At 62.8% G+C, this 23782-nt stretch carries 21 protein-coding genes and 1 pseudogene; 10 read left to right on the top strand and 12 right to left on the bottom strand.

Annotated elements, in window-relative coordinates; translation table 11 throughout:
- Window positions 1–12 precede the first annotated feature (12 nt).
- From IB269_RS17045 to IB269_RS17040, 3 genes are read right to left on the bottom strand one after another with little or no spacing between them, the layout of a single operon-like run.
- Complete coding sequence (locus IB269_RS17045; RefSeq protein ID WP_318652177.1) at window positions 13–210, bottom strand: tyrosine-type recombinase/integrase; 198 nt, start codon at window positions 208–210, stop codon at window positions 13–15.
- Entirely contained in the window at window positions 174–491 is a 318-nt protein-coding gene (locus IB269_RS29095; RefSeq protein WP_225614167.1) for a phospholipase D-like domain-containing protein, read from the bottom strand. Before IB269_RS29095 ends, IB269_RS17045 begins: the two co-directional genes overlap by 37 nt.
- 46 nt (window positions 492–537) lie before the next feature.
- Window positions 538–957, bottom strand: coding sequence for a hypothetical protein (locus IB269_RS17040; RefSeq protein WP_034398464.1), 420 nt, complete (start codon window positions 955–957; stop codon window positions 538–540).
- A 311-nt stretch (window positions 958–1268) separates the two neighbouring features.
- Between IB269_RS17040 and IB269_RS17035 the strand changes: the two genes are divergently transcribed.
- Window positions 1269–1547, top strand: coding sequence for a hypothetical protein (locus IB269_RS17035; protein ID WP_034392940.1), 279 nt, complete (start codon window positions 1269–1271; stop codon window positions 1545–1547).
- 58 nt (window positions 1548–1605) lie between these two features.
- Here IB269_RS17035 and IB269_RS29265 read toward each other — a convergent pair whose 3' ends face one another.
- Window positions 1606–3072 (bottom strand): IPTL-CTERM sorting domain-containing protein, encoded by a 1467-nt coding sequence (locus IB269_RS29265; RefSeq protein WP_318652169.1) that lies wholly within the window; start codon window positions 3070–3072, stop codon window positions 1606–1608.
- A 60-nt stretch (window positions 3073–3132) separates the two neighbouring features.
- Window positions 3133–3546 (bottom strand): annotated as a pseudogene (locus IB269_RS29315) (hypothetical protein); the annotation flags it as partial.
- Window positions 3547–4427: 881 nt separating this feature from the next.
- On the opposite strand from IB269_RS29315, the gene IB269_RS17025 reads away from it, so the two are divergent.
- Window positions 4428–5369 (top strand): hypothetical protein, encoded by a 942-nt coding sequence (locus IB269_RS17025; RefSeq protein WP_318652168.1) that lies wholly within the window; start codon window positions 4428–4430, stop codon window positions 5367–5369.
- Window positions 5370–5443: 74 nt separating this feature from the next.
- Here IB269_RS17025 and IB269_RS17020 read toward each other — a convergent pair whose 3' ends face one another.
- The 3 genes from IB269_RS17020 to IB269_RS17010 all read right to left on the bottom strand — a co-directional run bounded on the left by IB269_RS17020 (window position 5444) and on the right by IB269_RS17010 (window position 8404).
- A complete protein-coding gene (locus IB269_RS17020) occupies window positions 5444–6334 on the bottom strand; it encodes an IPTL-CTERM sorting domain-containing protein (protein ID WP_263864458.1) in 891 nt (296 codons plus the stop codon).
- Between the two features lie 541 nt (window positions 6335–6875).
- The gene (locus IB269_RS17015; protein WP_192367770.1) at window positions 6876–7949 is read right to left on the bottom strand and encodes a linear amide C-N hydrolase; all 1074 of its coding nucleotides are present in this window, start codon (window positions 7947–7949) and stop codon (window positions 6876–6878) included.
- Window positions 7950–8200: 251 nt separating this feature from the next.
- Entirely contained in the window at window positions 8201–8404 is a 204-nt protein-coding gene (locus tag IB269_RS17010; protein WP_192367769.1) for a hypothetical protein, read from the bottom strand.
- Between the two features lie 271 nt (window positions 8405–8675).
- Here IB269_RS17010 and IB269_RS17005 point away from each other — a divergent pair, with 271 nt between their 5' ends.
- Both IB269_RS17005 and IB269_RS17000 read left to right on the top strand, forming a co-directional pair.
- The gene (locus IB269_RS17005) at window positions 8676–9152 is read left to right on the top strand and encodes a GNAT family N-acetyltransferase (protein ID WP_099751352.1); all 477 of its coding nucleotides are present in this window, start codon (window positions 8676–8678) and stop codon (window positions 9150–9152) included.
- A gap of 141 nt (window positions 9153–9293) precedes the next feature.
- Complete coding sequence (locus IB269_RS17000; protein WP_192367768.1) at window positions 9294–10595, top strand: UDP-N-acetylglucosamine 1-carboxyvinyltransferase; 1302 nt, start codon at window positions 9294–9296, stop codon at window positions 10593–10595.
- Window positions 10596–10619: 24 nt separating this feature from the next.
- Here IB269_RS17000 and IB269_RS16995 read toward each other — a convergent pair whose 3' ends face one another.
- Window positions 10620–11012 carry a hypothetical protein gene (locus tag IB269_RS16995; RefSeq protein ID WP_192367767.1) on the bottom strand — a complete coding sequence of 131 codons (393 nt, stop codon included), beginning with the start codon at window positions 11010–11012 and terminating at the stop codon, window positions 10620–10622.
- Between the two features lie 181 nt (window positions 11013–11193).
- On the opposite strand from IB269_RS16995, the gene IB269_RS16990 reads away from it, so the two are divergent.
- Together IB269_RS16990 and IB269_RS16985 are read left to right on the top strand one after the other, a co-directional pair.
- The gene (locus tag IB269_RS16990; protein ID WP_192367766.1) at window positions 11194–11595 is read left to right on the top strand and encodes an Arc family DNA-binding protein; all 402 of its coding nucleotides are present in this window, start codon (window positions 11194–11196) and stop codon (window positions 11593–11595) included.
- A gap of 130 nt (window positions 11596–11725) precedes the next feature.
- Window positions 11726–11905 (top strand): CsbD family protein, encoded by a 180-nt coding sequence (locus IB269_RS16985; RefSeq protein WP_012205309.1) that lies wholly within the window; start codon window positions 11726–11728, stop codon window positions 11903–11905.
- 109 nt (window positions 11906–12014) lie between these two features.
- Here IB269_RS16985 and IB269_RS16980 read toward each other — a convergent pair whose 3' ends face one another.
- A complete protein-coding gene (locus tag IB269_RS16980; protein WP_318652167.1) occupies window positions 12015–13190 on the bottom strand; it encodes a GGDEF domain-containing protein in 1176 nt (391 codons plus the stop codon).
- 346 nt (window positions 13191–13536) lie between these two features.
- Here IB269_RS16980 and IB269_RS16975 point away from each other — a divergent pair, with 346 nt between their 5' ends.
- On the top strand, window positions 13537–15099 hold the full coding sequence (locus tag IB269_RS16975; RefSeq protein ID WP_192367764.1) for a methyl-accepting chemotaxis protein: 1563 nt from the start codon (window positions 13537–13539) through the stop codon (window positions 15097–15099).
- A gap of 486 nt (window positions 15100–15585) precedes the next feature.
- Here the strand turns inward: IB269_RS16975 and IB269_RS16970 are convergent, their stop codons facing one another.
- Entirely contained in the window at window positions 15586–15879 is a 294-nt protein-coding gene (locus tag IB269_RS16970; protein WP_012205312.1) for an H-NS family nucleoid-associated regulatory protein, read from the bottom strand.
- Window positions 15880–16679: 800 nt separating this feature from the next.
- Here IB269_RS16970 and IB269_RS16965 point away from each other — a divergent pair.
- Window positions 16680–18500 carry a methyl-accepting chemotaxis protein gene (locus tag IB269_RS16965; RefSeq protein ID WP_013802673.1) on the top strand — a complete coding sequence of 607 codons (1821 nt, stop codon included), beginning with the start codon at window positions 16680–16682 and terminating at the stop codon, window positions 18498–18500.
- 30 nt (window positions 18501–18530) lie between these two features.
- On the opposite strand, the gene IB269_RS16960 is transcribed toward IB269_RS16965, so the two are convergent.
- Window positions 18531–20021, bottom strand: coding sequence for a sensor domain-containing diguanylate cyclase (locus tag IB269_RS16960; RefSeq protein ID WP_192367763.1), 1491 nt, complete (start codon window positions 20019–20021; stop codon window positions 18531–18533).
- A 662-nt stretch (window positions 20022–20683) separates the two neighbouring features.
- On the opposite strand from IB269_RS16960, the gene IB269_RS16955 reads away from it, so the two are divergent.
- Window positions 20684–21163 (top strand): Lrp/AsnC family transcriptional regulator, encoded by a 480-nt coding sequence (locus IB269_RS16955; protein WP_012205315.1) that lies wholly within the window; start codon window positions 20684–20686, stop codon window positions 21161–21163.
- A gap of 156 nt (window positions 21164–21319) precedes the next feature.
- The gene (locus IB269_RS16950; RefSeq protein ID WP_192367762.1) at window positions 21320–23770 is read left to right on the top strand and encodes a penicillin acylase family protein; all 2451 of its coding nucleotides are present in this window, start codon (window positions 21320–21322) and stop codon (window positions 23768–23770) included.
- Window positions 23771–23782: the final 12 nt, after the last annotated feature.

The raw sequence follows: 23782 nt of genomic DNA, 5'->3' as shown, positions 1-23782 counted from the left end.
CAAGAGTGGCGTTCAGGCCGCTTTTTTCTTGGCCGTTGTGCAGGCTTTTTTGCCAATCAACGCAACGGCACTTTTCAGCGTCTTCGTCGCCAGATGGCCGTACCGCTTCGTGCTCACGGCAGACTTGTGCCCCAGTACGCCGCCCATGTTGTACAGATCCACGCCGGCGTTGATCATCTCGCTGGCTGTGCTGTGCCGCAGGTCATGCAGCCGGGCATGGCTGTAGCCGGCCGCTCGCGCGCCAGCCTTGAACGCTTTGCGCGCACGTCCACGCCGCGCTGATAAGCAGCCACAAGTGCCTGCGCAATGTCAGGAGCCTGGAAGGCATAGGCCAGCACCTGAATGCTTGTCTTGGCGCTGGCGATTGTGTCCAGCACCAACTTGCGGGCGGAACCTTCGGGTGAGAACCCTACCTGCACGCTCGACTGGGCAAAGGAGGCGATCGGCAGAGCGAGCAGAGCCGCCAGTGCAATGCGAGGAAGGTTTTTCATACGCAGATAGTGCTGCGCCCGCGCTGTCTGCGGGCGCGGCGCCACTTCAATTCACGACTGAAATTTTGAGCGTGTACGCGGACGACTTGCCCTGCCGGGCGGCCGCACGATTGAGGAAGACTCGCACACGGTAGTCACCGCTGGCGGGCAAGGCGCCGGTCCAAGTGGGCCCGTCTGCCATTTCGCCGCGGAACAGCGCTTCATCGCTGCCAGGTGGGAGCACGTTGAAGTAGGTCGAGGTGGATTTTGTCTCCATCTGCACGGTCATCGTCTGCCCGGCGCCCGCGCGGACCACGTAGTCGCGCGTCTCCACCTTGTTGCCTTGGAGCTTGCCCTGGACGGTGGCGCTCGACGTGCCTTTCTTGAAGTTCACCGCAGTAGAGGGAACATCCGCCTGAGCCATCGCTGGCACTTGCACGACCGTGAGGCAGGCGACAAATGCAGCTGTGCAAATTCTGGAAAGCATGCAGGTCCTTTCTAGGAGGCGCATATCGCCCCGTTCACGTACAGGCTACCAGACGATCGGGCGCATTGTGCGACAGCCTCCGACGAGCCGCCTCGCAGAGATGACGGTGCCGTCCCAAGCCTGCCACGTTCGGCAGGATGAGCAAGGAACAGAAGCAAGCCCCCCAGTGGGAGCGCATTGAGCTGGACTACAGGGCTGGCCCCCCACAACGCACCCGTAGGACTCTCGCCACCGGAATCTTGCTCAGGGACCGACAGCCTGCAGCCCGCTGGCGGGGCACCATGCAAGCTCTGAAGAAACAGGAGCAATGAATGGCGATTTCAGAAAAGATCCAGGACCTGCGCAAGTGGGATGACTCTCGCAAGGGATTCACGGGAGAGCACTGGCTGGTGCTCGGTGCTGGCCTATTGGCTCTGCGCCACGCCCGGCGGACGGAAAGTGGCATGGGCCGTGTTGTGAGTGGTGCGCTGGGCACAGCACTGATAGCGCGGGCGGTAACGGGCCGCGATGGTGTTCTGGGAACGGCAGAGCGCTTGGCTGCAAAGCCCACGCTGGCCGAGCGCCTGCAGATCGCCGCGCGCCGCCTGTAGATACGCAGACGAAGAAAAGGCCCGCAGTTGCGGGCCTTGTTTTTAGGTCAGGGCTGCATCAACGCTGGCGGCGTATGCGACGCAGGCCGAACATCGCCATCAGGGCAGACATCAGAATGACACCCCACTCGCTGAGCGTAGGAATGGCTGCGGCGCCGCCGGCTGGAGCTGCTGCCAGCACGGGCACGAGTGGGTCTGCGATTACGCCCACGGCAGGGTTGGTATCACCCGGGCCGTTGTCGGTGATGGTGTAGGTCACCGTGGTGCGCGCACCGTTCACGATCACGTTCAGCGCGGTCGCAGGGTCGAACCATCCGCCGGCTCCATCGGGCTTGCGGAACTGCACGCCTTCGGGGAGAGCGCTGGGATAGGTGAGAGTCATCGTCACAGATCCGGTGCAGTTTTCAGCGCTGAAAGCGAATTGACCGCTGGGCGCTTGGAGGTTCGGAGGGGTGGAGGTCACAGGTCCGAAGCCGCCGCCAGGTTGCAGCGTGCAGGTGGTGCCGCCGCCGGACATCGTGGCAGACGGTATGCCTGTCATGCCAGGCACACTGCCGGGCGCGCTCACCAACTGCAGCTTGCGCGGCGTGGCTTGTGTGCTTGCAGAGGCTGCGCCGGTGGTCCCGTTGGATGCCACGACCGTGAAGTTGTAGGTGAAGCCATTGCTCAGGCCAGCCACGACGATGGGGGATGTCGTTCCCTGCTGAGTGATCACACCAGGCGCACCGGGCACGGCCACGGGGGTCGCGGTCACGGTATAGCCTGTGATGGGGGTGCCGCCGTCAGATGCAGGTGCAGTAAAGGTCACCGTAGCCTGCCCGTCGGCTGCAGTGACGTTGCCAATGGTGGGGGCTCCGGGTGCCGCTGCATTCACCATGAAGGTTTGAGACACCTGTGATGCAGGCAGATAGCTTGCGTTACCACTTTGGTTCGCATCGACGGTGCAAGAGCCTGTGTTCACAAAAGTCAGCATGCCGCCCGACGTGACCGTGCACACGGCAGTTGTGGTTGCACTGAAGGCCACGGGCAGGCTGGAACTGGCCGTCGCGGTCAGTGTTGGCGTTGTGCCGAAACTTTGGTCGCCGGGGTTTGTGAACGTGATGCTCTGGGTTTGCTGTCCATTCACCAGTACGCCGGTCGTGGCGCCTACGTTTGCCAAATTCAGTACAACGTTGGTGCCTCCGCTCGTCATCGTGCTCCCATTGAGATTGATGGCTGTCCCTAACGTCACTCCATTTGCATCAAAGTCACCTGGCTGCACGGTGTATATGAAAGTCAGGGTGGAGGTGTTGCTGCCACCGACGAAGTTCGCTTGCCGGATAGTTGAACCAATCGTCAAAGGAATTGACGGTGGGCCGCCAGCTGTGACGGCGACGGGAGCGCTGTAGGTCACATTGAACTGCAGGTTCTGTCCAGCACTATAGGTTCCGTTGGGAGGAACGCTTACTGATTGCACTGAGGGGGCAGCGGCCGCAAGCATGTAGCTCAGCGCGGTTTGGCAGGCGTTGGCGTCTGTGATGGTCACCCAATATTGACCGGGAGCTAGTCCTGTCGCGGTTGCCGCTGTGCCCCCGGAGGGGATCCAGGCGTAGGTGTAGCCAGGAGTCCCCCCGCTCGCGACAACTGCTGCGCTACCGTTGTTGCCTCCAGTGGGATTGATCTGCGACTTTGTGCCTGATAGGGCTGCTACAGGTTGTCCAACTGTGACAGACGCAGTTCCCTGCAAGTTGTTCGAGTCAGTAACTTCGACGGTGTAAGTGCCAGCCATGAGCCCTGAGGCGGTAGCGTTTGTGCCTCCAGTGGGTGCCCATGAGTAGGAGAAGGGCGCAACACCGTTCTGGATGCTGTGGGCCGTGGCTGTGCCATTGTTTCCTCCGTAACACGAGACATTGGTATGTGATGTGGATACGTTGAGCAACTGTGCGCTGGCGGAGCCAGCAAAGGCCACAAGAGCCACGGCGCTGCCCAGTGCCCATGTGCGGAAATTCCCGGATGACATGTTGGTTCCTTTTTAGCGAACGGCTCGCTCCCTGCAGCGCTCTATACCGAACCCATGTTCGATGGCCGAATTCGTTGCAAATTGTAGAAATTTGTGTATTTTGTGTATATCACTGAAACTTGGTAGTTACTTGGAGTGGGTGGCCTGGTGCTGTGGCGGTCGTCCCAAGCCTGCCAGCTTCGGGCGGATGAGCAAGCAACAGAAACAGGCGCCGCAGTGGGAGCGCGTCGAGCTGGACGCGCGCTGTCTCTGACGGCCTGCGCGAGCAATCTGCAGATGCCGCCCGCAGACTTGCCAGCGCTCCCCCCGCATCCGTCCTTGAATACGCCACTGCCGTCAATGCCGTATATGAAGACTGCCGCGCAGCGTATGGGGACATGGCAGCAAAGGCTGCAGGACACGCAGCCGATGTCCAATCATTAGGTGCTGCATGGCCTGGAATATCCAAGGATTTAAATCGCGTTTAATTTCTTGGTTAGATGCTTGATTATAGGAAATCAACTAATGAATTTTTAGGTCAGAGTGTGATTTATGGTTTATCCCAAGCTCGTCAATTCCTGAAAGTGTCGCAGGATTAAATGATTCATATTTTCAGATTGTAATTAGACTGCTTGCGGCTAGGGAGGTGATTTTTTTCTGCAGCTCCTCTAAGAGTGGTTAACACCACTTCACCAGAGGGCCCATCAGAGCGGTTATGCTCCCTGCCCTCATTACGAGAAGGTCCACGTGAGCGTTGACCTTCTCGCTGGCGGTGCTGTGTCGCAGGTCGTGGAGAAGCAGATCAATGAGGCCAGCGCATCCGCTCGTTCACGCGTGTTTTGGGCAGATTTTCCTTAGCAAGCAAATAAATTAACTAAATTAAATTTGTTGAAGCGTTTGATGTGAATTATCTTGATGAACCGGTTGCAGGCTATAGTCAGGCGGCTTCGCTTAATTTTCATGTCAATGGAGACGTTATGAATCGATGGGTCCGCAGTGTTGTGATTTCTGCCGTTGCCTCTTGCCTGTCTGCTTACGCAATGGCGGCCTTGCCTGATTCCGGTATGTGGGCAATGGATGGTGAGCTGAATGGCAAGCCTGGGCGTGGGATTCAGATAGACAGGCAAGGCGGGCTGAACGTGATCGTTACCTACTTCGGATACAGAACGGATGGCTCTGCACTTTTCCTGCAGGCTGCGGGTCAGCTGAAGGATGAAAAAACCTTCGAAGGTGAACTGACGGAATACCGTGGCGGCCGCGTTCTGGGAGGGCCCGCACAGGATGGAGAGCCCGTGCGAGTCGTAGGACCTGTCCGCATTGTTTTTGATACAGAGACTTCTGCTACGGTCACTTTGCCCGGGGAGGCGCCACAGCCAATGAAGCGGTTCGGCTTTGAGGACAATTTGGCCCGCATGCATGGCAAGAGCTTCAGCTACTCATCGGGTGAGGAACTGGTGATGAGTGGTTCGAGGGGTGGGCAGCTTCATATCTACGCTAAGGGAGATGTGTTCCGCATGGAGGAGGAGTTTGCAGCCGGAGGGACTTGCTTTTACGAGGGACCTCTGAGGTATTCGGGAGGTGGCATCTACTCTGAGGGGCTTTTGAGCTGCAAAGGCGCTCCGTCTCGATCCGGCTTGAACATGTACAGGATTGAGAGGCTGCACGTGGACGAATACGGCGTCCTGACGGGACGGATCCATTGGAGCGGGGTGGATGCAGCCGGCCAACTCGTCCAACCGGCCAGAACGGTACTGGGCTTTTGCCATAGCAGTGCAGCCGTAATGCTGACGCCCATGCCGTGCTTGGGCGGCGGAAAAAACTACTACCAGGCTGAAAGGCATTGAAGGAATCACAGCGCACGCGCGCTGTGATCATTCCTTTTGGGGCGGGTCCTCAAAAATCCGTCCCGCTCCTGTGCTCAGTACTGGCGCCGCGTCCTGGCTACGCCGACCAAGGCCAGCAGGCCCGACAGCAGCAGCAGGCTCCATTCGCCAAGCGTGGGGATGGCCTGGGCTGATGCGATTGGGGGCGCGAAGGTGATCAGAACGGACCCGTCCGCACCATTCGAATCTCCGACGCCACCCATCCCCGCTCCGCTGGTGGCTGCTGCGAATGTGATTCCGGTGCCGTAGCTGCTGCCACCACCACCAGCGCCGCCTATGTCGTCAGTGTTCCCGCCGCCGCCGCCGCCACCCCCCCCGTAGCCGCCGCCACCACCACCGGCGTTGTAGCCGCCGGCTCCTCCGCCGCCTGCGCCGCCACCGCCCAAACCGGGGCCCATGCTGCCGACGCTGGCGCCACTGGCTCCTGGTCCTGCAGGACCCACGCCGCTGCCGCTGCCGCCTCCGTCATTGCCTGTGGCCGTGCTGCCGTCCCTGCTGCTGGTGCTGCCGCCAGCGCCTCCCGTGCCGTCGGTGCCAATGCCACCGGCCCCGCCCGTGCCAGCCACCGTACCGCCTGCGCCACCGGGGTGTGCCGGGTTGCCCATCGTTCCGTTGCTGCCGTTGCCACCTCCGAAGCCCACTCCCGCATTGCCACCGGAAACTCCAACGGTGTCGTTGCGGCCGGCGCCGCCTCCGCCGCCCGCCACGGCCAGAACGGTGAAGGCGGATGTGTCGATGATGCTGCTGCTTCCACCGCCCCCTGCGCCGACAGGCCCTCCTGTGGTGCCTCCGCCACCGACGCTGATCAGGAGGTTGTTGGCAGGAGTCACCGCCAAGCTGCCTGTGCCAACGGCGGCGTTTCCTCCTGTCACCATGGATGAGCTGAGAACGCCCCCGCCGCCACCGCCGATGAGGGTGACGGTCATGGTCGTGATGCCTGCAGGTACGGTGCAAACCTGGGGTCCGCCAGCGGCGGTGTACACCGTTCCACTGACGCAGGGCGCTGCCCAGACCGCAGGGGCCAGGCACGCAGCGCAAGCTGCCAGAAGACGCGCATTCAATATGCCCTTGCGCAGTTCAGGCCAAGGCGTGATCCATCTTTGTTGATTCGGTGTTGTTGCTCGCATTTTTCCTCATCCCTTGGTGAATATATTTTGCGAGCGCGATGCTATGTGATGGTCTGAATATTGTCTATTGAGGAATTACTTGATTTCGGCTTGTGGAGTCAAGTTGATGTTGTTTATATATTGATATAAATCAATCAATAGAAAATTCAAATGTATCGAGTTTGAGATTATTGGATTTTATTTGTTTAGATTTATTTTCCAGCTGAATGCCAATAAACCGTCATGGTATGAATCAACGGCAATTAGCTCTGCTGTTTTTGGTTTTCCTATGCAAGAACAACGCGAAATCAACATTGAGGCATCAGTGCGCGAGCCCATGGCCTGTGCCTGAAGTTGATTCTCACAATCCAAGAAACTCAAACGGTGCCGATTCCTGAAAATTCCGCGTGGCATCGCCCGAGAATGTGTGGTCCTGATCCGGTCCCAGGTCGAGCTTGAGCACCTTGCCTGTTTGCTTGCTGAAGTCCAGTGCCTTGAGGTCCACCCAGAAGGTATTCGGTGTCAGGGCCGACTCGAAGAAATAGAGCTTGCGCTGGTGGTCGAACACGGTTCTCCAGCGGGTAGATGAAATGTTGGGCTCTTCGGGAGTGTTCAGGCCATATGGCACGGAGGCGTTGCGGATCACGCTGAAGACGCTGGCAAGCGCCTTGTTAGGGTCCGGGCTTTTGGGGATCGCGTTGACGTAGAACGATGCGCGGGCAAAGCGGTCGGCGGCCCGGTTGGTGCCGGGCAGCATGGTGGTGCCGCCCACTTGCTTCCAATAGGCGTTCAGGGCCAGTTGCTGATCAAAGGTCGGCGAGTTGGTCATGACCTGGTATTCACGGCCGTGGTGTATCACCTGTCGGCCGTTGATGTATTCGACGATCGCGCTGTCGCCGCTGGCGTCGGACATCGAAAGGTGCAGCGTCGTCAGGCGGTTCTCTCCGGGCACGTTGTCCGAGACGATGGTGAAGGGCTCTTTCTCCAAAGCCGCGACGGCTTCCTTCACGGTGGCGAAGTTGTCCAGCACATACTGCGCCCAAGCCGCAATGGTCAGGCCGGGTTTGCTGCCTGCGCCGAAAGCGGGGTATTGGGATTCCACGAGCCATAGCAGGTTGGCATTCAGGCCGGCCTCATTGACTCCATCGGTGGTGGAAACGTCATAGCCCGAGGTGACAACGCTGCCGTACCTGGAAGTCCAGCGCAGGGAATTGGGGCCGGCCTTGCCGCTGCGCTCCATGCCGCGCGGCAGTACCCAGAGATTGCTGACGATGTCGCTTTTCCAGTCCATGGAGCGTGCCGTCACGACCTGGCCATTCGCACCCAAATAGACAAGGCGAGTACAGGCCCAGGCGCTGGAAAGGGCTGCAAGCCCGGCAAATCCCACCAGCAATGCGCCCACAAAGGGACGAATCTGCAATGTGCTTTTCTTCACGGGCAATTCCTTTGTAAGCAAATGGACTGGCGCAGTGTAGGCGGCAGGCATTTGCATCCAGAGTCGGATAAAGCCGCATTGGAGACGGCCAAGGAGATGGCCGATGGTTTTATGGGCGTGGTGCAGGCAACGGCACGCGCGCTGGCAGCACGGTCAGATGGCGTGGCTGAGCATGGGGCTGGCCAGCATCGCCACGGCAAAGGAAATGGCGCAGATGGCAGACCACAGAAAGACGAGGAAGAGGTGTCGCATCAGAAAGCTCTCGGCAGTTCGGTGGCGAATGCGGCCCGCAAGGCGCGCAAGCCCCGCGCGTACAGGCGCCACAGGGGCGAGCGCGACTCCATGCGCAGCAGCAAAGGCTGGCTGCCGCGAAGGGGAAAGGCTTCCAGCAGGCTGCGGTGGTAGCGGGCATCCGGGTCCGGGTTGAAGCTTTCTGTCGGAACGACTCGACTCATCTTGTATCTCCGTCACATGATTTGGAGAGGTTTCTGGGTACGTGCTCTCCTATGGGCTCTATTTCAATTGGTTGCGCGGTGTTTCTGTGCGGGCCAAGGCTGAGGTCGCATGTAGGCCGCGCCTGTACGCCGTGTATGTGTTTTGCGGACGCGCTGTGCGCTGCGTCCTCAGGCCTCGCAGGGGTGCAAGGAGTGGCCTGCAAGCCTCTTTGCGGCGGCTTGCCATGCCTAGAATTCCTGGTCCCCATTTCATTTGTTTGCCAGGAGTTCCATGTCGTCCCTTGTTCCTCCGCTCCAGATCCGGCCTGTCACACAGGCGGACCACCACCAATGGCTTCCTCTCTGGCAGGGCTACAACGCGTTCTATGGGCGCGCTGGCGAGACGGCGCTGCCCGAAGGCATCACACAGGCCACCTGGGAGCGCTTCCTCAATCCGCTGGAGCCGGTGTTTGCGCTCGTGGCGGAGAGCGAGGGTGAGCTGGTCGGCCTGGCGCACTACCTTTTTCATCGCAGCACCACGCGGCTGGAGCCGGTGTGCTATCTGCAGGATCTGTTTGCCGATGCGCGGCGGCGCAAGCAGGGCATTGGCAAGTCGCTTATCCGTGCGGTCTATGCGCAGGCTGCGCAGGCAGGAGCGCGCCGCGTGTACTGGCAGACGCAGTCCTCCAACGAGGCGGGCCGCGCGCTGTATGACCAGGTGGCCGAGCACCGAGGCTTCATCGTCTACGGGCACGAAGTGCAGGACTGAGGCTGACGCTTTGTTGTCGGGTAGGCGGCCTGGATACGAAACCTGTTGAAACAGCGGGCGTGTGCTGCCGCTGCAAGGCCTGCGGGCAGCCCGGCAACCCTAGAATCACGCGTTGTCCTATCGCTGCTAGCGCTGCACCCCATGTCCAATCTCATCGTCCACGGCGGCACGCCTTTGCGCGGCCGCGTCGTTCCCTCCGCCAACAAGAATGCCGTGCTGCCGATTCTGTGCGCCACGCTGCTGACCGATCAGCCGCTGCGGCTGCATGGCGTGCCGGACATCACGGATGTGCGCAAGATCCTCGACATCTTCCGCACGCTGGGCAGCGAGGTGCAACTGGACGAGGCCACGCGCACGCTGCAGCTGCACCACCGCGACACGCGCTTTGACGCGTCCTCGCACCGCCTGCCCGAGGAAATGCGCTCTTCCATCATGCTGGTGCCGCCGCTGCTGGCGCGCTTTGGCGTGGCGCGGCTGGAGGACAACGTCAAGGGCTGCACGTTGGGCGTGCGCGAGATCGATCCGCACGTGGACATCTTTCGCTCCTTTGGCGGAGAGGTTGAGCGCGCCAGCGGCTCCCTGCTGATTCACAGTGCCGCGCCGCTCAAGGCTGTGCGCCACTGGCTGGACTATGCATCGGTCACGGCCACGGAGAACTTCGTGCTGTGCGCCGTGGCTGCGCAGGGCGAGTCCATGCTGACCAATGCGGCCTGCGAGCCGCATGTGCAGGAGTTCTGCCGCTTCATGGTGATGATGGGTGCCGATATTGACGGCATCGGCACCTCGCGGCTGACGGTGCGCGGCGGTGCGCCGCTGAGCGGCGGCGATTTCACCTTCGAGGAAGACTTCCACGAGATCACCACCTTTCTCGCGCTGGGCGCGATCACGGGCGGCGATGTGGAGGTACGCAACAGCACGCCAGACAACTTTCCGCTGATCGACCGCACCTTCGCCAAGTTTGGCGTACAGGTGGAGCACAAGAACGGCTGGTCGCGCGCGCTGCGCTCCGGGCCGCTGAAGGTGCAGACGCCGTTCACCAGCAATGTGCTCACCAAGGTGGAAGCCGCTCCCTGGCCGTACTTTCCGGTGGATCTGCTGCCCATCTTCATTGCGCTGGGTGTGCATGCGCAGGGCAATGCGCTGTTCTGGAACAAGATCTACGACGGCGCGCTGGGCTGGACGGGCGAGCTGTCCAAGTTCGGTGCCCATGTGTTTTCTTCGGACCCGCACCGCGTGGTCACCTTTGGCGGCAATCCGCTGACGCCGGCCGTGGTGGAGAGCCCCTACATCATCCGCGTGGCGATTGCGCTGTTCATGGTCGCCAGCAGCATCGAGGGTCGCTCGGAGATCCGCAACGCCACGCCGATTCGCCGTGCGCATCCGCACTTTGTCGAGAACCTGCGCAGCCTGGGCGCGCGGGTGGAGTGGACCAACGAGGAGTGAGGCCAGGCGGCGATGCGCAGGCCGCTATGCCTGCGGCGCCGCATCCGAGAATCTCTTGGCCGCCCTGAGCAGGTAGCTCACGGCATAGAGGATGGGGTCGTCCATCTCGTCGTCGTTCACGCGGTCAATGATTTCCAGCAGGCCTTGAAGGTCGGTCGACATCTGCGGCAGCACGCTGCTGGCCAGCGCCTCGACCGGCTGCTCTGCAGCGGCACGGTCTGCCTTGAGGTGGTAGCTGCGCAGCAGGTCGTGGACACCGACCACCATGGCGCGGTTGGATCTTTCCACATGCATTTCCAGCACGCTCAGCGCCGCGCTGATGTGGCATAGCGCATCGGTCGCCAGGCTCTCCGGATCGGGCGCTCTGGCGAGGGCCTGCGCAAGGCGCGCGCAGGCGTGCATGTCTGTGTCCGGCATGGTTCTGTTCTTGCGCAATAGGTCTGGGGTTCAGTGCTCGTACGCACGGGCATCGGCGTGTGCATGGCATGGGGTCTGGTTTGCCCGGTCCTCGGTCGGGCCGATTCAAATGTTATGCCAACTTGGAATCATGTCAACTAGGCATGAATCTGAATTTGCATCTGACAGGTACCATCGCCCAATGCAACGAAAACCCTTTCCCAGCGAAACCCAGGAGCGCTTCATCGTCCGTTTCCCGGATGGAATGCGCGATCGCATCTCGGAAGTGGCAAAGGCAGGCCACCGTTCCATGAATGCCGAAATCGTTGCCCGCATACGGCGCAGCTTCGAATTGGATGAAGCCGGCGACACGGCCCAGGCTGGCCCGGACCTGGATGTGGCGGAGTTGAAAAAGGAAATCGCGCGCCTGTGCCGCTTGCTGCAAGAACACAAGGACGCCGCTGCAGGCCTGTTCGAGGCGCACAAGGAGGCCGTGGTGACCGAAGCCCTCAAGCGCCTGCGCTCCGAAGCGGGTGAGGCCGCGTCTTTGTCCAAGGCCACGGGGGATGGCATGCAGGCCCGTCGCCCCAGCAAGAAGACCTGAGGCTGTAGGCCTCAGACCACGCGTATCGTTGCAGCGCGCTGTCGCGCGCCCCGGTTTGCCACGCGTATCGTTGCGTTGGGTGTTAAACAACTATCCCTTTTTGAAGGCTCTTGCAGCAAAGGACGCAACTATGAACACGGATCAGATCAAGGGCACGCTCAAGGATGCCGCAGGCAAGGTGCAGCAAAAGGCTGGCGAGTTGATCGACAGCCCCGAGCAACAGGCCAAGGGCATTGCCAAGCAGGTCGAAGGCACGGCCCAGAAGAAGCTGGGTGATGTGAAGGAAGTCTTGAAGGACGCGAAAAAATAAGGCATTCACCCTGCCTTTGCGAACAAGCCCGCCACACCCTGGCGGGCTTTTTCTTTTCCACGGATTTCGATGAATGGGCGTGGGAACAAGGCGCTCCGCGCTTCCTGTTTCAGACGGCCTGCGGCACCCTGCGGCCAGGGTCCGTGGCCACATGCACGCGGTCGCGGCCCGCCTGCTTGGCGGCATACAGCAGGCCGTCGGCGCGCGTCAGCGCATCGGTCAAGGCGGTGTTGGCGGCCACGGGTGCGATGCCGAAGCTGATGGTCACCCGCTGGCCGGCCGCCAGCACATAGCCATCCGCGCTGAGCTGGGCGCGTATGCGCTGGGCCACGCGCTCGGCCTCCTGGGGCGTGGTGCGCATCAGCAGCAGCACGAATTCCTCGCCGCCAAAGCGTGACACCAGATCGTCGTTGCGCACGTGTTGCTGCAGGGTCTGGGCCACGGCCTGCAATACACGGTCTCCGCTGTCATGTCCCCAGCTGTCATTGATGCGCTTGAAGTGGTCTATGTCGCCTATCAGCACGGAGATCGGGGCCATGTGCGGATCGGCCAGGCGCAGCTCGGCAGCCTCCTGGAAGGCGCGGCGGTTGAGCAGGTTGGTCAGCGAGTCGTGGTTGCGCTCCTCGCGCAGCGCGGTGAAGACATCGCGCACCGTGCAGGCCAGCAGCATGAGGGTGAACAGCAGCGCAAACGACAGCGTGCTGACCAGGGTCACCAGCCAGTAGGTGGAGCGTGCAATCTCATTGAGATCGGTGCTGCCCAGGGCCAGCACCAGCAGCGGCCGGGCAGCGGTGTAGCCGGCAAACACCACGTAGGACCAGTAGAGCATTCTCTCCAGCCAATCCTGAGGCGGCCGGCGCCGCAGCATGGCGGGCGCCGGCAGCATCTGCAGCAGGCCCAGGCCGGTGTTGAGCCAGTGCACGCGCACCCACAGATCGACCTGGACCCGGCTGTAGTAGTACAGCGCAGCCAGGACGACGGCGCCTATGAGCAGCCCCAGCAAGGGATGGGCCGAGACGCCATAGCGCCCCGCCATGCAGCGCGCGAAGCACCAGGTGCCGAACAGATACATAGCGCCCGTGAACACGGCCCAGTGGTGCAGTTCTTCCCGGGGTGCAAGGCTTTGCCAGGCCAGCGCCAGAGAAACCAGGGCGTATCCGCCCGCAATCCACAGCAGGTAGCGCTGGCGCCGCTGCACCAGCCAGCACACGGCCAGCGTGCAACTGAGCAGCAAAATGCTCAGCGGCGCAATCAATACATAGAGGCGATCGGTATCGAGTGACACATCCACAGCGTGTTATGCACTTGCAGGTGCGGGTGGCGACAGCTTCGCGATTGCGGCATTGAATGGTGCTGCATTCCGAAGCGCCGGTCCATTTTGCATCCGTTGCCACGGCGCTTGCGGCCGCATGGGCGCATGTTCTGCGTTGTGCACGGCTGGCAATATCGGGCCTACCCGTGCGGCGGCCTCAAGTCCCGGGCATTTGTGACGAAAAAGCAGGTCATCTTTTCCGGATTGGTGGCCTATGCCGATATGGCAAGGCGTTGCGCCGGAAAACGGTCGCCGCTGATGTGCGCGGCCTGTTGTTTCACCTTTCCTGTATTCGGTTTTTCCGACGAGAGTGCTACGAATGAAATTTGATCAATGGAGCGTGTCCGCCAAGCTTTGGGGCACGCTGGGCGGCTTGCTGGCGATGATGCTTGCGGTATCGCTTTGGGCACAGTTTGCGGCGGCTCGCGCCATGGACCACGGCATGCAGACGCTGTCCGAGTACGAGAGTCGCATCAGCCTGGCCATTCAATGGAAGGGCGCAACGGAGACCACGGGCGAGCGGGTTCTGGCCAGCAATGCCTCCACCGATGAGGAACTGACCCGCCTGCTAGACGGCCGGGTCAAGGAAGGCTCGGCACTGATCACCAAGCTGCAGGCCGAGATCGTCAAGGGCGCCAGCGAGGCCGACAAGGCGGCGCTGGAGCGCATTGCCGCCATCCGCACCGAGGTGCTGGCACTGAACAAGCGGGCGCGCGAGATCAAGTTGACCGGCGATGCAGCGGCATTCCGCGAGTTCGTCCAGCAGCAGTACCTGGGCGCCATTGGCCGCTACGTGGACTCGCTGGAAGTCTTCGTGCAACTGCAGCGCAGCCAGCGCGATGCAGCCCGCGAGCAGGCCCAGGCCGCCCGGCAGCAGGCCAGCGTGCTGGCCTGGATCGTCCAGGGCGTGGTCCTTCTGGCGGGCCTGGCCCTGGCCTTGGCGCTGACGCGGGCCATCACCCGCCCCCTGGAACGCGCCGTGCAGCTGACGGACGCCATCGCCCAGGGCGACCTCACGGTGTCGGCCGATGACAGTCGCAAGGACGAGTTCGGCCACCTGCTGCGCTCGGTCTCGGGCATGGCTGCGCGGCTGCGCGGCCTGGTGACGGAGGTGCGTGACAGCGTGCACTCCATCTCCACCGCATCCACCGAGATTGCCGCGGGCAACCACAACCTGTCTTCGCGCACTGAGCAGACGGCGTCCAATCTGGAGGAAACGGCCGCCAGCATGGAGCAACTGACCGCCACCGTGGGCCAGGCGGCCGACACCGCGCGCCAGGCCAATCATCTGGCCGGCAGCGCCGCCCAGGCTGCCGAGCGCGGCGGCGCCGTGGTGGGCCATGTGGTGGCCAGCATGGATCGCATCGGCGACAGCGCGCGCCGCATCTCCGACATCATCGGTGTCATCGACTCCATTGCCTTCCAGACCAACATCCTGGCGCTGAACGCTGCCGTGGAAGCGGCCCGCGCAGGCGAGCAGGGCCGCGGCTTTGCCGTGGTGGCCGGTGAAGTGCGGGCCCTGGCCCATCGCAGCGCCGAGGCCGCCAAGGAGATCAAGGTGCTGATCAGCACCTCGGTCGATGCCGCGCAGGAAGGCTCGGCCCAGGTGGCCCAGGCCGGCCAGGTGATGGACGATATCGTGGGCAGCGTGCGCAAGGTCTCGGACATGATCGGCGAGATCACGGCATCTTCCACCGAGCAGCGCGACGGCATTGGCCAGGTCAACCAGGCAGTCAGCCAGCTGGACCAGATGACGCAGCAAAATGCGGCTCTCGTGGAGGAGTCCGCAGCGGCGGCCGCCGCCCTCAGCGACCAGGCGCAGCGCCTGTCGGGCATGGTGGCCGTGTTCAAGGTGGGCCATGCCGTGCCAGCCTTGCGTTGACCAGCACCAATGCGCAGTAACACACGCAGAAAAAAGGACCGCCCGAGGGCGGTCCTTGAAGAGAAAAGCCGGTGCCCTTGCGGGCCTGCCAGGGTAAGTCAGTGAGAGGGGAGGGAGGAGATAGTCTCCCTGGCCCGGCTGGAAAATGGTTCGTGGTGGCTGCCGATCGATTCAGTGGCCGCCTGGACTTTGCCGCTGCGTGGTTGCATCCACATGGCTTGCGCTTGCTGCAAAGGCGTGGCCAACATGATTTTGGAGAGCAGGGCTGTAGGACAGTTCCCTGTGTGATACCTGCTGTTTCCCTTGTTGTGATTGCTTGGGTACCGAAACATGCCGGCACCCATCGGTTCACGCATCTGCACTACATTGAAGAATTTGTAACTTCTGAGCAATAGGGTTAACCCGTTGCTTCTGGCAGCAAAAAGCCCGCACTTGGCGGGCTCTGTCGCAGCTTGGTGGCTGCCAGGGGGCGGGTTGCGCCGGACCTCATATGGCGAAGGGAGTGCGGTCCTTGCCTTCGATCCAGCGGGGCTGCTTGCCGCGGCCGGTCCAGGTCGCGCCCGTGGCCGGGTCGCGGTACTTGGGGACGCCGACCACGCGGAAACCGCCACCAGCCTTGGCTTTGGACGAAGGGAAGACGTCGGCCTCGGTCAATCCGTATTGGTCGATGATGGTGCGCACCTGGGCAATGGCTCCGGACTTCTCGGTCTTGAGCACTTCGGCGATCTGGGCTTCGAGATGGGCTTTCTGCTGCAGCAGTGTCTTGTAGTCGGTAGTCATGTATATCAATGGATGTTGATCTGCCAATATAAAGGAATCTTAGGAGACTTTTGGCAAAGTGAGCCTACACTGCCGCGCAACACCCGGACGACGACAGGCGTATTGCCTGGAACCTGTCTGAGAACGGATTCCCATCTTGCCCGAGTCTAGGCGAGTCGGACGCTGATTTTTGTAGCGTATGGAAACCGTGCCATCGCGTCTGCCACAGCGGCGCAGGTGCTGGGGAACAGGGCTGTGTAGCAGGCGCCGGCCACTTTGATGATGCATCGCTTCATGTTTCTCTTCCCTTGAATGACAGATCTGCCTTCTTATCGGCATTTTTGTATCAAGGTGAAACACTTTCTTGCCCGGCTCCCTGCCGGCCCCCGATGGGAAGCCACTCTCGATCAATGGCAGTCCATGCAAGGGAAGAAAAGGCCGCGTGGTGCACCCCAAAAATATGAGGGAGGGAAAAACACAGGGTGCGCGGCGCAAACGGCAGGGTCCTGGAATCAAGGCTCTGGCGTTTGCGACAGAAAAATCCCGCAGCCAGGGCGGCAAGTGTCTGTGTTACAAATTGACACTATAGCACGCATCCTTCAAGCTTGTGACTGGTTCTTGCAAAAGGCTGACGACTGCGGCTTGGGCGGCGCTGCCAGCAATGCAGTGCCTGCACGAAGGGGCTAGCCAGCGGGCTTCTTCGCACGCAAGAAGCAGGCAATTACAAGGGCAAGTACGCACTCTTCGAGCTCTGGCGGCCGATGCGTCTCGGATAGGCTCGGTGGGCATTCACAGCCCTCGTTTTGCCTTCACTACGCATCATGTTTCAAACACTTCGTGCCCGCCTGATCCTCATCTGCGTAGCAATCACCGTGGCCGCACTGTTCGCGCTGTCCATGGCCACCTTCTGGACGGCGCGCAGCAGCACGCTGTCCGATATCGACGAAAACATCGGCCAGCTCACGCGGGCCCATGCATCCACACTGACCGACTGGGTTCAGGACAAGCAGCGCATCACCGGCTCATTGAAGAAGGCGGTGGACCAGCCGGACCCCATCCCCTTCCTGCTGGCCGGCCAGCAGGCTGGCGGCTTCGATGACGCCTATTTCGTCCATGCCGACAAGCGCGCCGTGTTCACCCATCCCATGCCGGAGAACTACGACGGAACCCAGCGCGACTGGTTCAAGCAGGCCGTGCGCGAAGGCCGGCCGGGCGTGACGCCAGCCTATGTCGATGCCAGCACCGGCGAGCTGACCATCAGCTTTGTCGATCCGGTCGGCAGCTCGGGCGCCATCACGGCCGTTGTCGGCACTGATGTGCGGTTGGCCGCCATGTCCAGGAAAGTGGCCGCCATCCGTCCCCAGGAAAAAAGCTTTGCCTTTCTGATTGATGGCGAAGGCCGCCTGCTGGCCTACGCCAAGCCCGAGCTGGCGCTCAAGCCCGCTTCCGCGATTGCCCCTGAACTCGATGCCGCGCTGATCAAGCGCCTGGCCGAGCAGGGCGGCCGCGCCGATCTGGTGCTCGATGGCGAGCCGCAGATGCTCTACGCCGCCAAGGTCGAGGGCACGCCCTGGACGCTGGCCGTGGTGATCGACCGCGCACAGGCCACGGATTCGGTGCGGGCGCTGCTGCAGGTGGCCGCCCTCATCACCGTGCTGTCCGTGCTGGGCGCGGCGGTGCTGCTGACCGTGGCGCTGCGCCGCATGCTCAACCGCCTGGCCGTGGCACGCGATGCGCTGCAGGACATCGCCTCGGGCGAAGGCGATCTGACCCGCCGCCTCACCTCTGCCGGCCGCGATGAGCTGGCGCAGATCGGCCAGTCCTTCAACCAGTTCGTGGACAAGATCGCCACGGTGCTGCTGCGCATTCGCGAGTCGTCGGAATCGGTGCGCATGGCGTCGGCAGAGATTGCGGGTGGCAACCAGGACCTGTCGTCACGCACCGAGCAGCAGGCCAGCTCGCTGGAGCAGACGGCAGCCGCCATGGAGCAGATCACGGCAACCGTGCAGCAGAACGCGGCCAATGCCCGCCAGGCCAGCGAGCTGGCCACCAGCGCCTCGCAGATCGCCACCCAGGGCGGAGAGGCCGTCGGCCAGGTGGTGCAGACCATGGGCGGCATCGAGGCCTCGGCCCGCAAGATCGAAAGCATCATCGGCGTGATCGATTCCATTGCCTTCCAGACCAACATCCTCGCGCTGAACGCGGCGGTGGAAGCGGCGCGCGCCGGCGAGCAGGGTCGGGGCTTTGCCGTGGTCGCCAGCGAGGTGCGCACGCTGGCGCAACGCAGCGCCACGGCGGCCAGGGAGATCAAGGCGCTGATCGATGATTCCGTGGGCCAGATCGACACGGGCAGCCGCCTTGTTCGCAATGCGGGCACCACCATCGACCAGGCCGTGGACGGCGTGCGCAAGCTCAGCACGCTGGTGGCCGAGATCAGCAACGCCAGCCAGGAGCAAAGCCGTGGCATTGCCGAGGTGGGCAGCGCCATCGGCCAGATGGACCAGGTCACGCAGCAGAACGCTGCCCTGGTGGAAGAGGTCACGGCTGCAGCGCAGTCGCTGCAGCAGCAGGCGGTGCAGCTGGCGCAGGCCGTGGCGGGCTTCAAGCTCGACGAAGGAAACGGCGCGCGCCGCCTGCGCTGAGCGCGGGCAAAGCCAAGGCGGGCCGGGCGGTCAGGCCGCCTTGGCGCCGCCCGGATGCTCGCAGGCAAAGGCCGGTGTGTCGGCCTCGCCCGGCCGCTCGCCGGCCACGAAGTAGCGGTCGCGGCCGCTGGCCTTGGCCTGGTACAGCGCCGTATCGGCCATGCGCAGCAAGGCACTCAAACCCAGCGGTGGGTAGGCCATGTTCGTGCAGCCTATGCCAATGCTCAGCGTGGGGCAGATGGCTGCGCCATCGTTCATGTCGATGCGAATTTCGCGCGTGGCCTCGCACAGCCGCTGGGCCACGGCGATTGCCGTGACGCAGTCGGCACCGGGCAGCAGCACCGCAAACTCCTCGCCGCCCAGGCGGCCTATGAGTTCATGCGGGCGCAGCGCCTGCGACAGGCGGGCCGAGACTTCCTGCAGCACCCGGTCGCCGGCGGCATGGCCATGGCGGTCGTTGATGTGCTTGAAGTGGTCCAGGTCAAGCATCAGCATGGCGCCTGACTGGCGCTCGCGCTGCAGGCGCTCCAGCGTGCGCTGTGCGCGCTCCAGAAAGCTGGTGCGTGCCAGCAGTCCGGTCAGCGCATCGTGGTTCACTGCATGGCGCAGCTTGCTGAGCATGTCCTTGAAAGCCATGAGCGTGCAGGCTACGGCCAGCGGTCCGATCGACAGCATGGCCAGACCCAGGCGGAAGGAGAACGTGGTCTCCAGCTCGGTGTTGGGCGAGCTGAACAACACATGGGAAAACGTGGCCAGCTTGATGGCACAGCTGACCAGGTTGAGCAGGGCGACCACGAACAGCCGATAGCGCATGGCGCACAGCAGCATGGCCGGCATGGTGAGCGACAGCGCGCCTGGTCCGCCCAGGTAGATGGCAATGGATTCGGAAATCGCCAGGGCAAGCAGCGGCAGCAAGGCCTGCGCCGTTTGTTTGAATGGCTGGCTGCGCCAGGACAGCGGCTCCAGCTTTGCCGGAAGGCTCAGCAGCACAGGCAGCAACAGGGTCATGTGCATCAACTCGCTGCTGAACCACATGGCCATCATGGGCTGCCAGGGCCAATGCATGAGATGGTGCATGCCCGCCGAGCCCAGCACGGCTCCGACCACGCTCACCAGCAGGCTGCACATCACCAGATGCAGCACCGAGGAAGGAGAGCGCATCTGCTGCACCCGCTGCGGCAGGCGCCGCATCATCACCCAGCCGCAGGCCACGGCGGCCAGGTCGGCAAAGGTCAGCCACAGGGTCTGGTCCAGCGGACTGCCAGAAAGCCATTCGGCCAGCGCCATGGCAATGGCGGCAGCCGTCCAGCCGTGTCTATGGCTGTAGGCAGGGCTGCGAAGCATCCAGCCCAGGAGCAGGGCGTTGGACAGCCACAGGGACGACAGATGCTCCGGAGAGCGCAGGCCCAGCGCCACGGCCGAGCACAGGAACAGCACCCCGCCCAGCACAAAGCTGTCCCGCCAGGGCGTTGCAGCTTGTGGAAGGCTCCACGGATCTCCGGATGCGGCGCGATGTGACATATGTCTCCCCTGTGGAGACCGAATGGAGGCACCGGACTCTGCGCGCGTTCGTCGGGCATGGCGGCCATGCCCTTGTCATGGTGGTGAACGAGCGGCCCGGCGGGCAGCGGGAACAGGAAATCCTCCTCGGGGCAGATAAAACAAGACGCGCGGGGTAACTTGAGTACACAAAATTTACGCCTGCGGGGCCAATCTAGCGGAAATGCATGTATTTGCAAGTACTGATCCATCTTGCATACAGCACGCTTTGAAAGCGTTTCGCAGGCGCCGGTAAGCCCGATCAGCACTGCCGCAAGTGTCAGCGGTGCGCCTGGAGCAGCTTTTGTGAAGGAAAGATGGGATGCATGCTAAGGATTCATGCGGTTCCGTAGTCAGGTCCCTGCATGGTCCCTGTTTTCTGTCGCGCCAGGAATTTGTAATTAGTTACTTTTGTTTCTGATGAATATCCCAAGAGCTGGTGGTGCCAGTTGGGGCGGCTGCCGTTCGGCGACGGTTGGAGAGGCATTCCAGCCACCGCGGCACCAGGAAAAGTGCAGCTCCTATCGATAGAACGACGATGCACAACGCATAAAATCGCCGGATTGGGGGAGATCTCTGCCGAAATGTTGAACCACATCCGGGCAGCCTCCATGGGTGCTTGCCGTTGAAATCCAGGGAACCGCATGGAATACCGTCTTGATGAAACCGACCGCCAGCTGCTGCGTCTGCTGCAGACCAATGCACGTGCTTCCACCGCACATCTGGCTCGGCAGATGAATCTGGCGCGCACCACGGTGGTGGCGCGCATTGCCAGGCTGGAGCAAGAGGGCGTGATCGCCGGCTACGGCGTGCGCCTGGGCGCACGCGTGGAGCAGTCTGCCGTGCGGGCGTATTGCGGCATCCGCGTGCAGCCCAAGACGGCCACGCTGGTCATGCAGGCGCTCAACCGCTTCACCGAGGTCGAGGAGGTCTCTGCCGTCAGCGGCCAGTACGACTACATGGTGTTCGTGCGCTGCGAGAGCAATGAAAAGCTCGATGCGCTGCTGGACCGCATCGGCCTGATCGACGGCATTCAGCAGACCTACACCTCGGTGGTGCTCAGCCGCAAGATCGACCGGCGCACGACGGCGGCCCTGAGCCAGCCGGGCGAATCCGCTGCTTGACGAGCGCGCTGCAGCCCTTGCAACCACTGTCGGGTCTCTGACATCTGCTAGTGAAACTGCCGGGTAGGCAGTCCCTTGCGGCCCTCCTATGCTGTTGTGGGCCCCCGTACCAACAGGGGCCTTTCTTTGTGTACGCATAACACCAGGAGACAAAGCATGTACCCAGCGGTTCGCAGTGGATGGAAGCCCCTGTCATTGATTTGCCTGGCCGCCTTGGCGGCCTGCGGCGGTTCGGGCGACGGCTCCAGCAGCAAGTACAGCGCGGAGATCCGCCGCACGGAAATGGGCATTCCGCACATCAAGGCCAAGGACTGGACGGGCCTGGGCTATGGCGCCGGCTATGCCCAGGCGCAGGACAACCTGTGCACCATGGCCGACTCCTTCCTGACGTACCGTGGGGAGCGCTCGCGCTACCTTGGCGGCGATGCCCAGGCCGTCTACGACAGCACCATCGACCGGCCGCGCAATCTCGACTCGGACTTCTTCTTCCGCCATGTCGTCTCCGATGACGCCGTGGCCGCCATGATCCAGGCCCAGCCGGACAAGCTCAAGCAACTGGTCGATGGCTTCGTGGCCGGCTACAACCGCGTGGTGCGCGAGACCCCGGCCGGGGCCAAGACCAATGCGGCCTGCGCGGGCCAGCCTTGGGTGCAGGCCATCACCGCGCAGGACATCTGGCGGCGCATGTACACGGCCAATCTGGCCGGTGGCTACAGCAACTTCGTGGCCCAGATCGCCAATGCCGTGCCGCCTGCAGCGGCTGCGGCAGCAACGGCCTCGGCCAGGCCGGCGAAGGCCCGGCCGGCCGCGACACAGCTGGCCGCGCTCAAGCCGGGGCAGGTGGTGGCGCCATCATTGCAGGTGGGCGGCACCACGGGCATCGGCAGCAACATGTACGGCTTTGGCCAGCAGGCCACGGGCGGCGGCAGCAGCGTGCTGTTCGGCAATCCGCACTGGTACTGGAAGGGGCCGGACCGCTTCTATCAATCGCAGCTCACGATTCCGGGCGAGATCGATGTCAGTGGCGCAAGCTTTCTGGGCATCCCGATGGTGCTGATCGGCTTCAACAACGACGTGGCCTGGAGCCACACCGTGTCCACGGCGCGGCGCTTCGGCCTGTTCATGTACCAGCTGGCGCCCAATGACCCGACCCGCTATGTGCGCGACGGCAAGACCGAGGCCATGCAGGCCAGCAAGATCACCGTGAGCGTGCGCAATGCCTCCGGCGGGCAGGACCAGGTCACGCGCACGCTGTACAAGACCGTGCACGGCCCGGTGGTCAACCTGGGCGCCATGGACCCGGCGCTGGGCTGGACCACGCAGAGCGTGTTCGCCATCCGCGACATCAACGCCTACAACTACCGCACCTTCCGCAACTGGCTGCGCTGGAACCAGGCCAAGTCGCTGGACGAGTTCATCCGCATCCAGAAGGAGGAGTCGGCCATTCCCTGGGTCAACACCGTGGCCGCAGGGCGCGGCAACGCCCAGGTCTGGTATGCCGACATAGGCGCCGTGCCCAACGTGCCGCCCGCGCAGCTGCAGGCCTGTGCCACGCCGGCCTCGGCCGCCATCAACGCGGCGCTGCCCCAGGTGCCGGTGCTGGCCGGCGGCAGCAGCCAGTGCGACTGGAGTTCGGATGCGGATTCGGTGCAGGCGGGCGCCATCGGCCCCGCACGTATGCCCAATTTGCTGCGCAGCGACTACGTGGGCAACATGAACGACAGCTACTGGCTGTCCAATGCCTCGGCGCCGCTGACCGGCTATCCGGCCATCTTCGGCTCCACTTCGTCGGCCCAGAGCCTGCGCACGCGCTTGGGCCACACCATGGCGCTGCAGCGGCTGGCGGGCACGGACGGCTATCCGGGCAAGCTGGCCACCAGCGACATCGTTCGCCAGATGGTGCTGGACAGCCGTGTCTACAGCGCGCGCTTCAAGGACGAGGCATTGGCCCAGGTCTGTCCAGGCCCCGTGTCCTCGGCGGGTGAAACGGTGGACGTATCGGCTGCCTGCACGGCGCTGCAGGCCTGGGACGGCACGGGCACGGCGGCATCCAGGGGCTCCCATGTCTGGGATGAGTTCTGGAAGCGCGTGGCCAGCCAGATCAAATCGGCCGACCTGTATGCCGTGCCCTTCGATGCGGCCGACCCCGTCAACACGCCGCGTGGCATCAAGCCCACTGCCAAGGCGGCGCTGCAAAAGGCATTTGCAGAAGGCGTGAAGGCCGTGCAGGCCAGCGGCTTTGCCATGGATGCGGCGCGCGGCACCGTGCTGTTCTCGCAGCGCGGCGGCGAGAAGATCGCGCTGTATGGCGGCTGCGGCGAGGTGGGCTACTTCACCATCACCTGCTCGGAAAACAAGATAGAGCAGGGCGGCTACAGCATGGACGGGCAGCCGCACGGCAACAGCTACATGCAGGTGGTGAGCTTCCCGTCGGCCGGTGTGGAGGCGCATACCTTCCTGACCTTCTCGCTGTCGGACGACCCGGCCTCGGCCCACTACGTGGACTACACCAAGGCCTACGGCGCCCGCCAATGGCTCAAGCTGCCGTTCACCGACAGCGCCATCCAGGCCAGCCCGGCCTACAAGACGCAGACCGTGAGCGAGTGAAGCAACCTGTGA

This window comes from Delftia sp. DLF01, assembly GCF_014852125.1.
In the GTDB taxonomy this organism is placed as follows: Bacteria; Pseudomonadota; Gammaproteobacteria; order Burkholderiales; family Burkholderiaceae_C; genus Comamonas; species Comamonas acidovorans.
This window is presented reverse-complemented; position numbering and strand designations above follow the sequence as displayed.

Excerpts from the sequence above, each read along its gene's own strand:
- IB269_RS17035 (WP_034392940.1), top strand. The coding sequence starts at position 1,269 with ATGGCGATTTCAGAAAAGATCCAGGACCTGCGCAAGTGGGATGACTCT.
- IB269_RS16950 (WP_192367762.1), top strand. The coding sequence starts at position 21,320 with ATGTACCCAGCGGTTCGCAGTGGATGGAAGCCCCTGTCATTGATTTGC.
- IB269_RS17040 (WP_034398464.1), bottom strand. The coding sequence starts at position 957 with ATGCTTTCCAGAATTTGCACAGCTGCATTTGTCGCCTGCCTCACGGTC.
- IB269_RS16990 (WP_192367766.1), top strand. The coding sequence starts at position 11,194 with ATGCAACGAAAACCCTTTCCCAGCGAAACCCAGGAGCGCTTCATCGTC.
- IB269_RS17020 (WP_263864458.1), bottom strand. The coding sequence starts at position 6,334 with ATGACCGTCACCCTCATCGGCGGTGGCGGCGGGGGCGTTCTCAGCTCA.
- IB269_RS16955 (WP_012205315.1), top strand. The coding sequence starts at position 20,684 with ATGGAATACCGTCTTGATGAAACCGACCGCCAGCTGCTGCGTCTGCTG.
- IB269_RS16995 (WP_192367767.1), bottom strand. The coding sequence starts at position 11,012 with ATGCCGGACACAGACATGCACGCCTGCGCGCGCCTTGCGCAGGCCCTC.
- IB269_RS16965 (WP_013802673.1), top strand. The coding sequence starts at position 16,680 with ATGTTTCAAACACTTCGTGCCCGCCTGATCCTCATCTGCGTAGCAATC.
- IB269_RS16975 (WP_192367764.1), top strand. The coding sequence starts at position 13,537 with ATGAAATTTGATCAATGGAGCGTGTCCGCCAAGCTTTGGGGCACGCTG.
- IB269_RS17005 (WP_099751352.1), top strand. The coding sequence starts at position 8,676 with ATGTCGTCCCTTGTTCCTCCGCTCCAGATCCGGCCTGTCACACAGGCG.
- IB269_RS16970 (WP_012205312.1), bottom strand. The coding sequence starts at position 15,879 with ATGACTACCGACTACAAGACACTGCTGCAGCAGAAAGCCCATCTCGAA.
- IB269_RS17010 (WP_192367769.1), bottom strand. The coding sequence starts at position 8,404 with ATGAGTCGAGTCGTTCCGACAGAAAGCTTCAACCCGGACCCGGATGCC.
- IB269_RS16960 (WP_192367763.1), bottom strand. The coding sequence starts at position 20,021 with ATGTCACATCGCGCCGCATCCGGAGATCCGTGGAGCCTTCCACAAGCT.
- IB269_RS29095 (WP_225614167.1), bottom strand. The coding sequence starts at position 491 with ATGAAAAACCTTCCTCGCATTGCACTGGCGGCTCTGCTCGCTCTGCCG.
- IB269_RS17000 (WP_192367768.1), top strand. The coding sequence starts at position 9,294 with ATGTCCAATCTCATCGTCCACGGCGGCACGCCTTTGCGCGGCCGCGTC.
- IB269_RS16985 (WP_012205309.1), top strand. The coding sequence starts at position 11,726 with ATGAACACGGATCAGATCAAGGGCACGCTCAAGGATGCCGCAGGCAAG.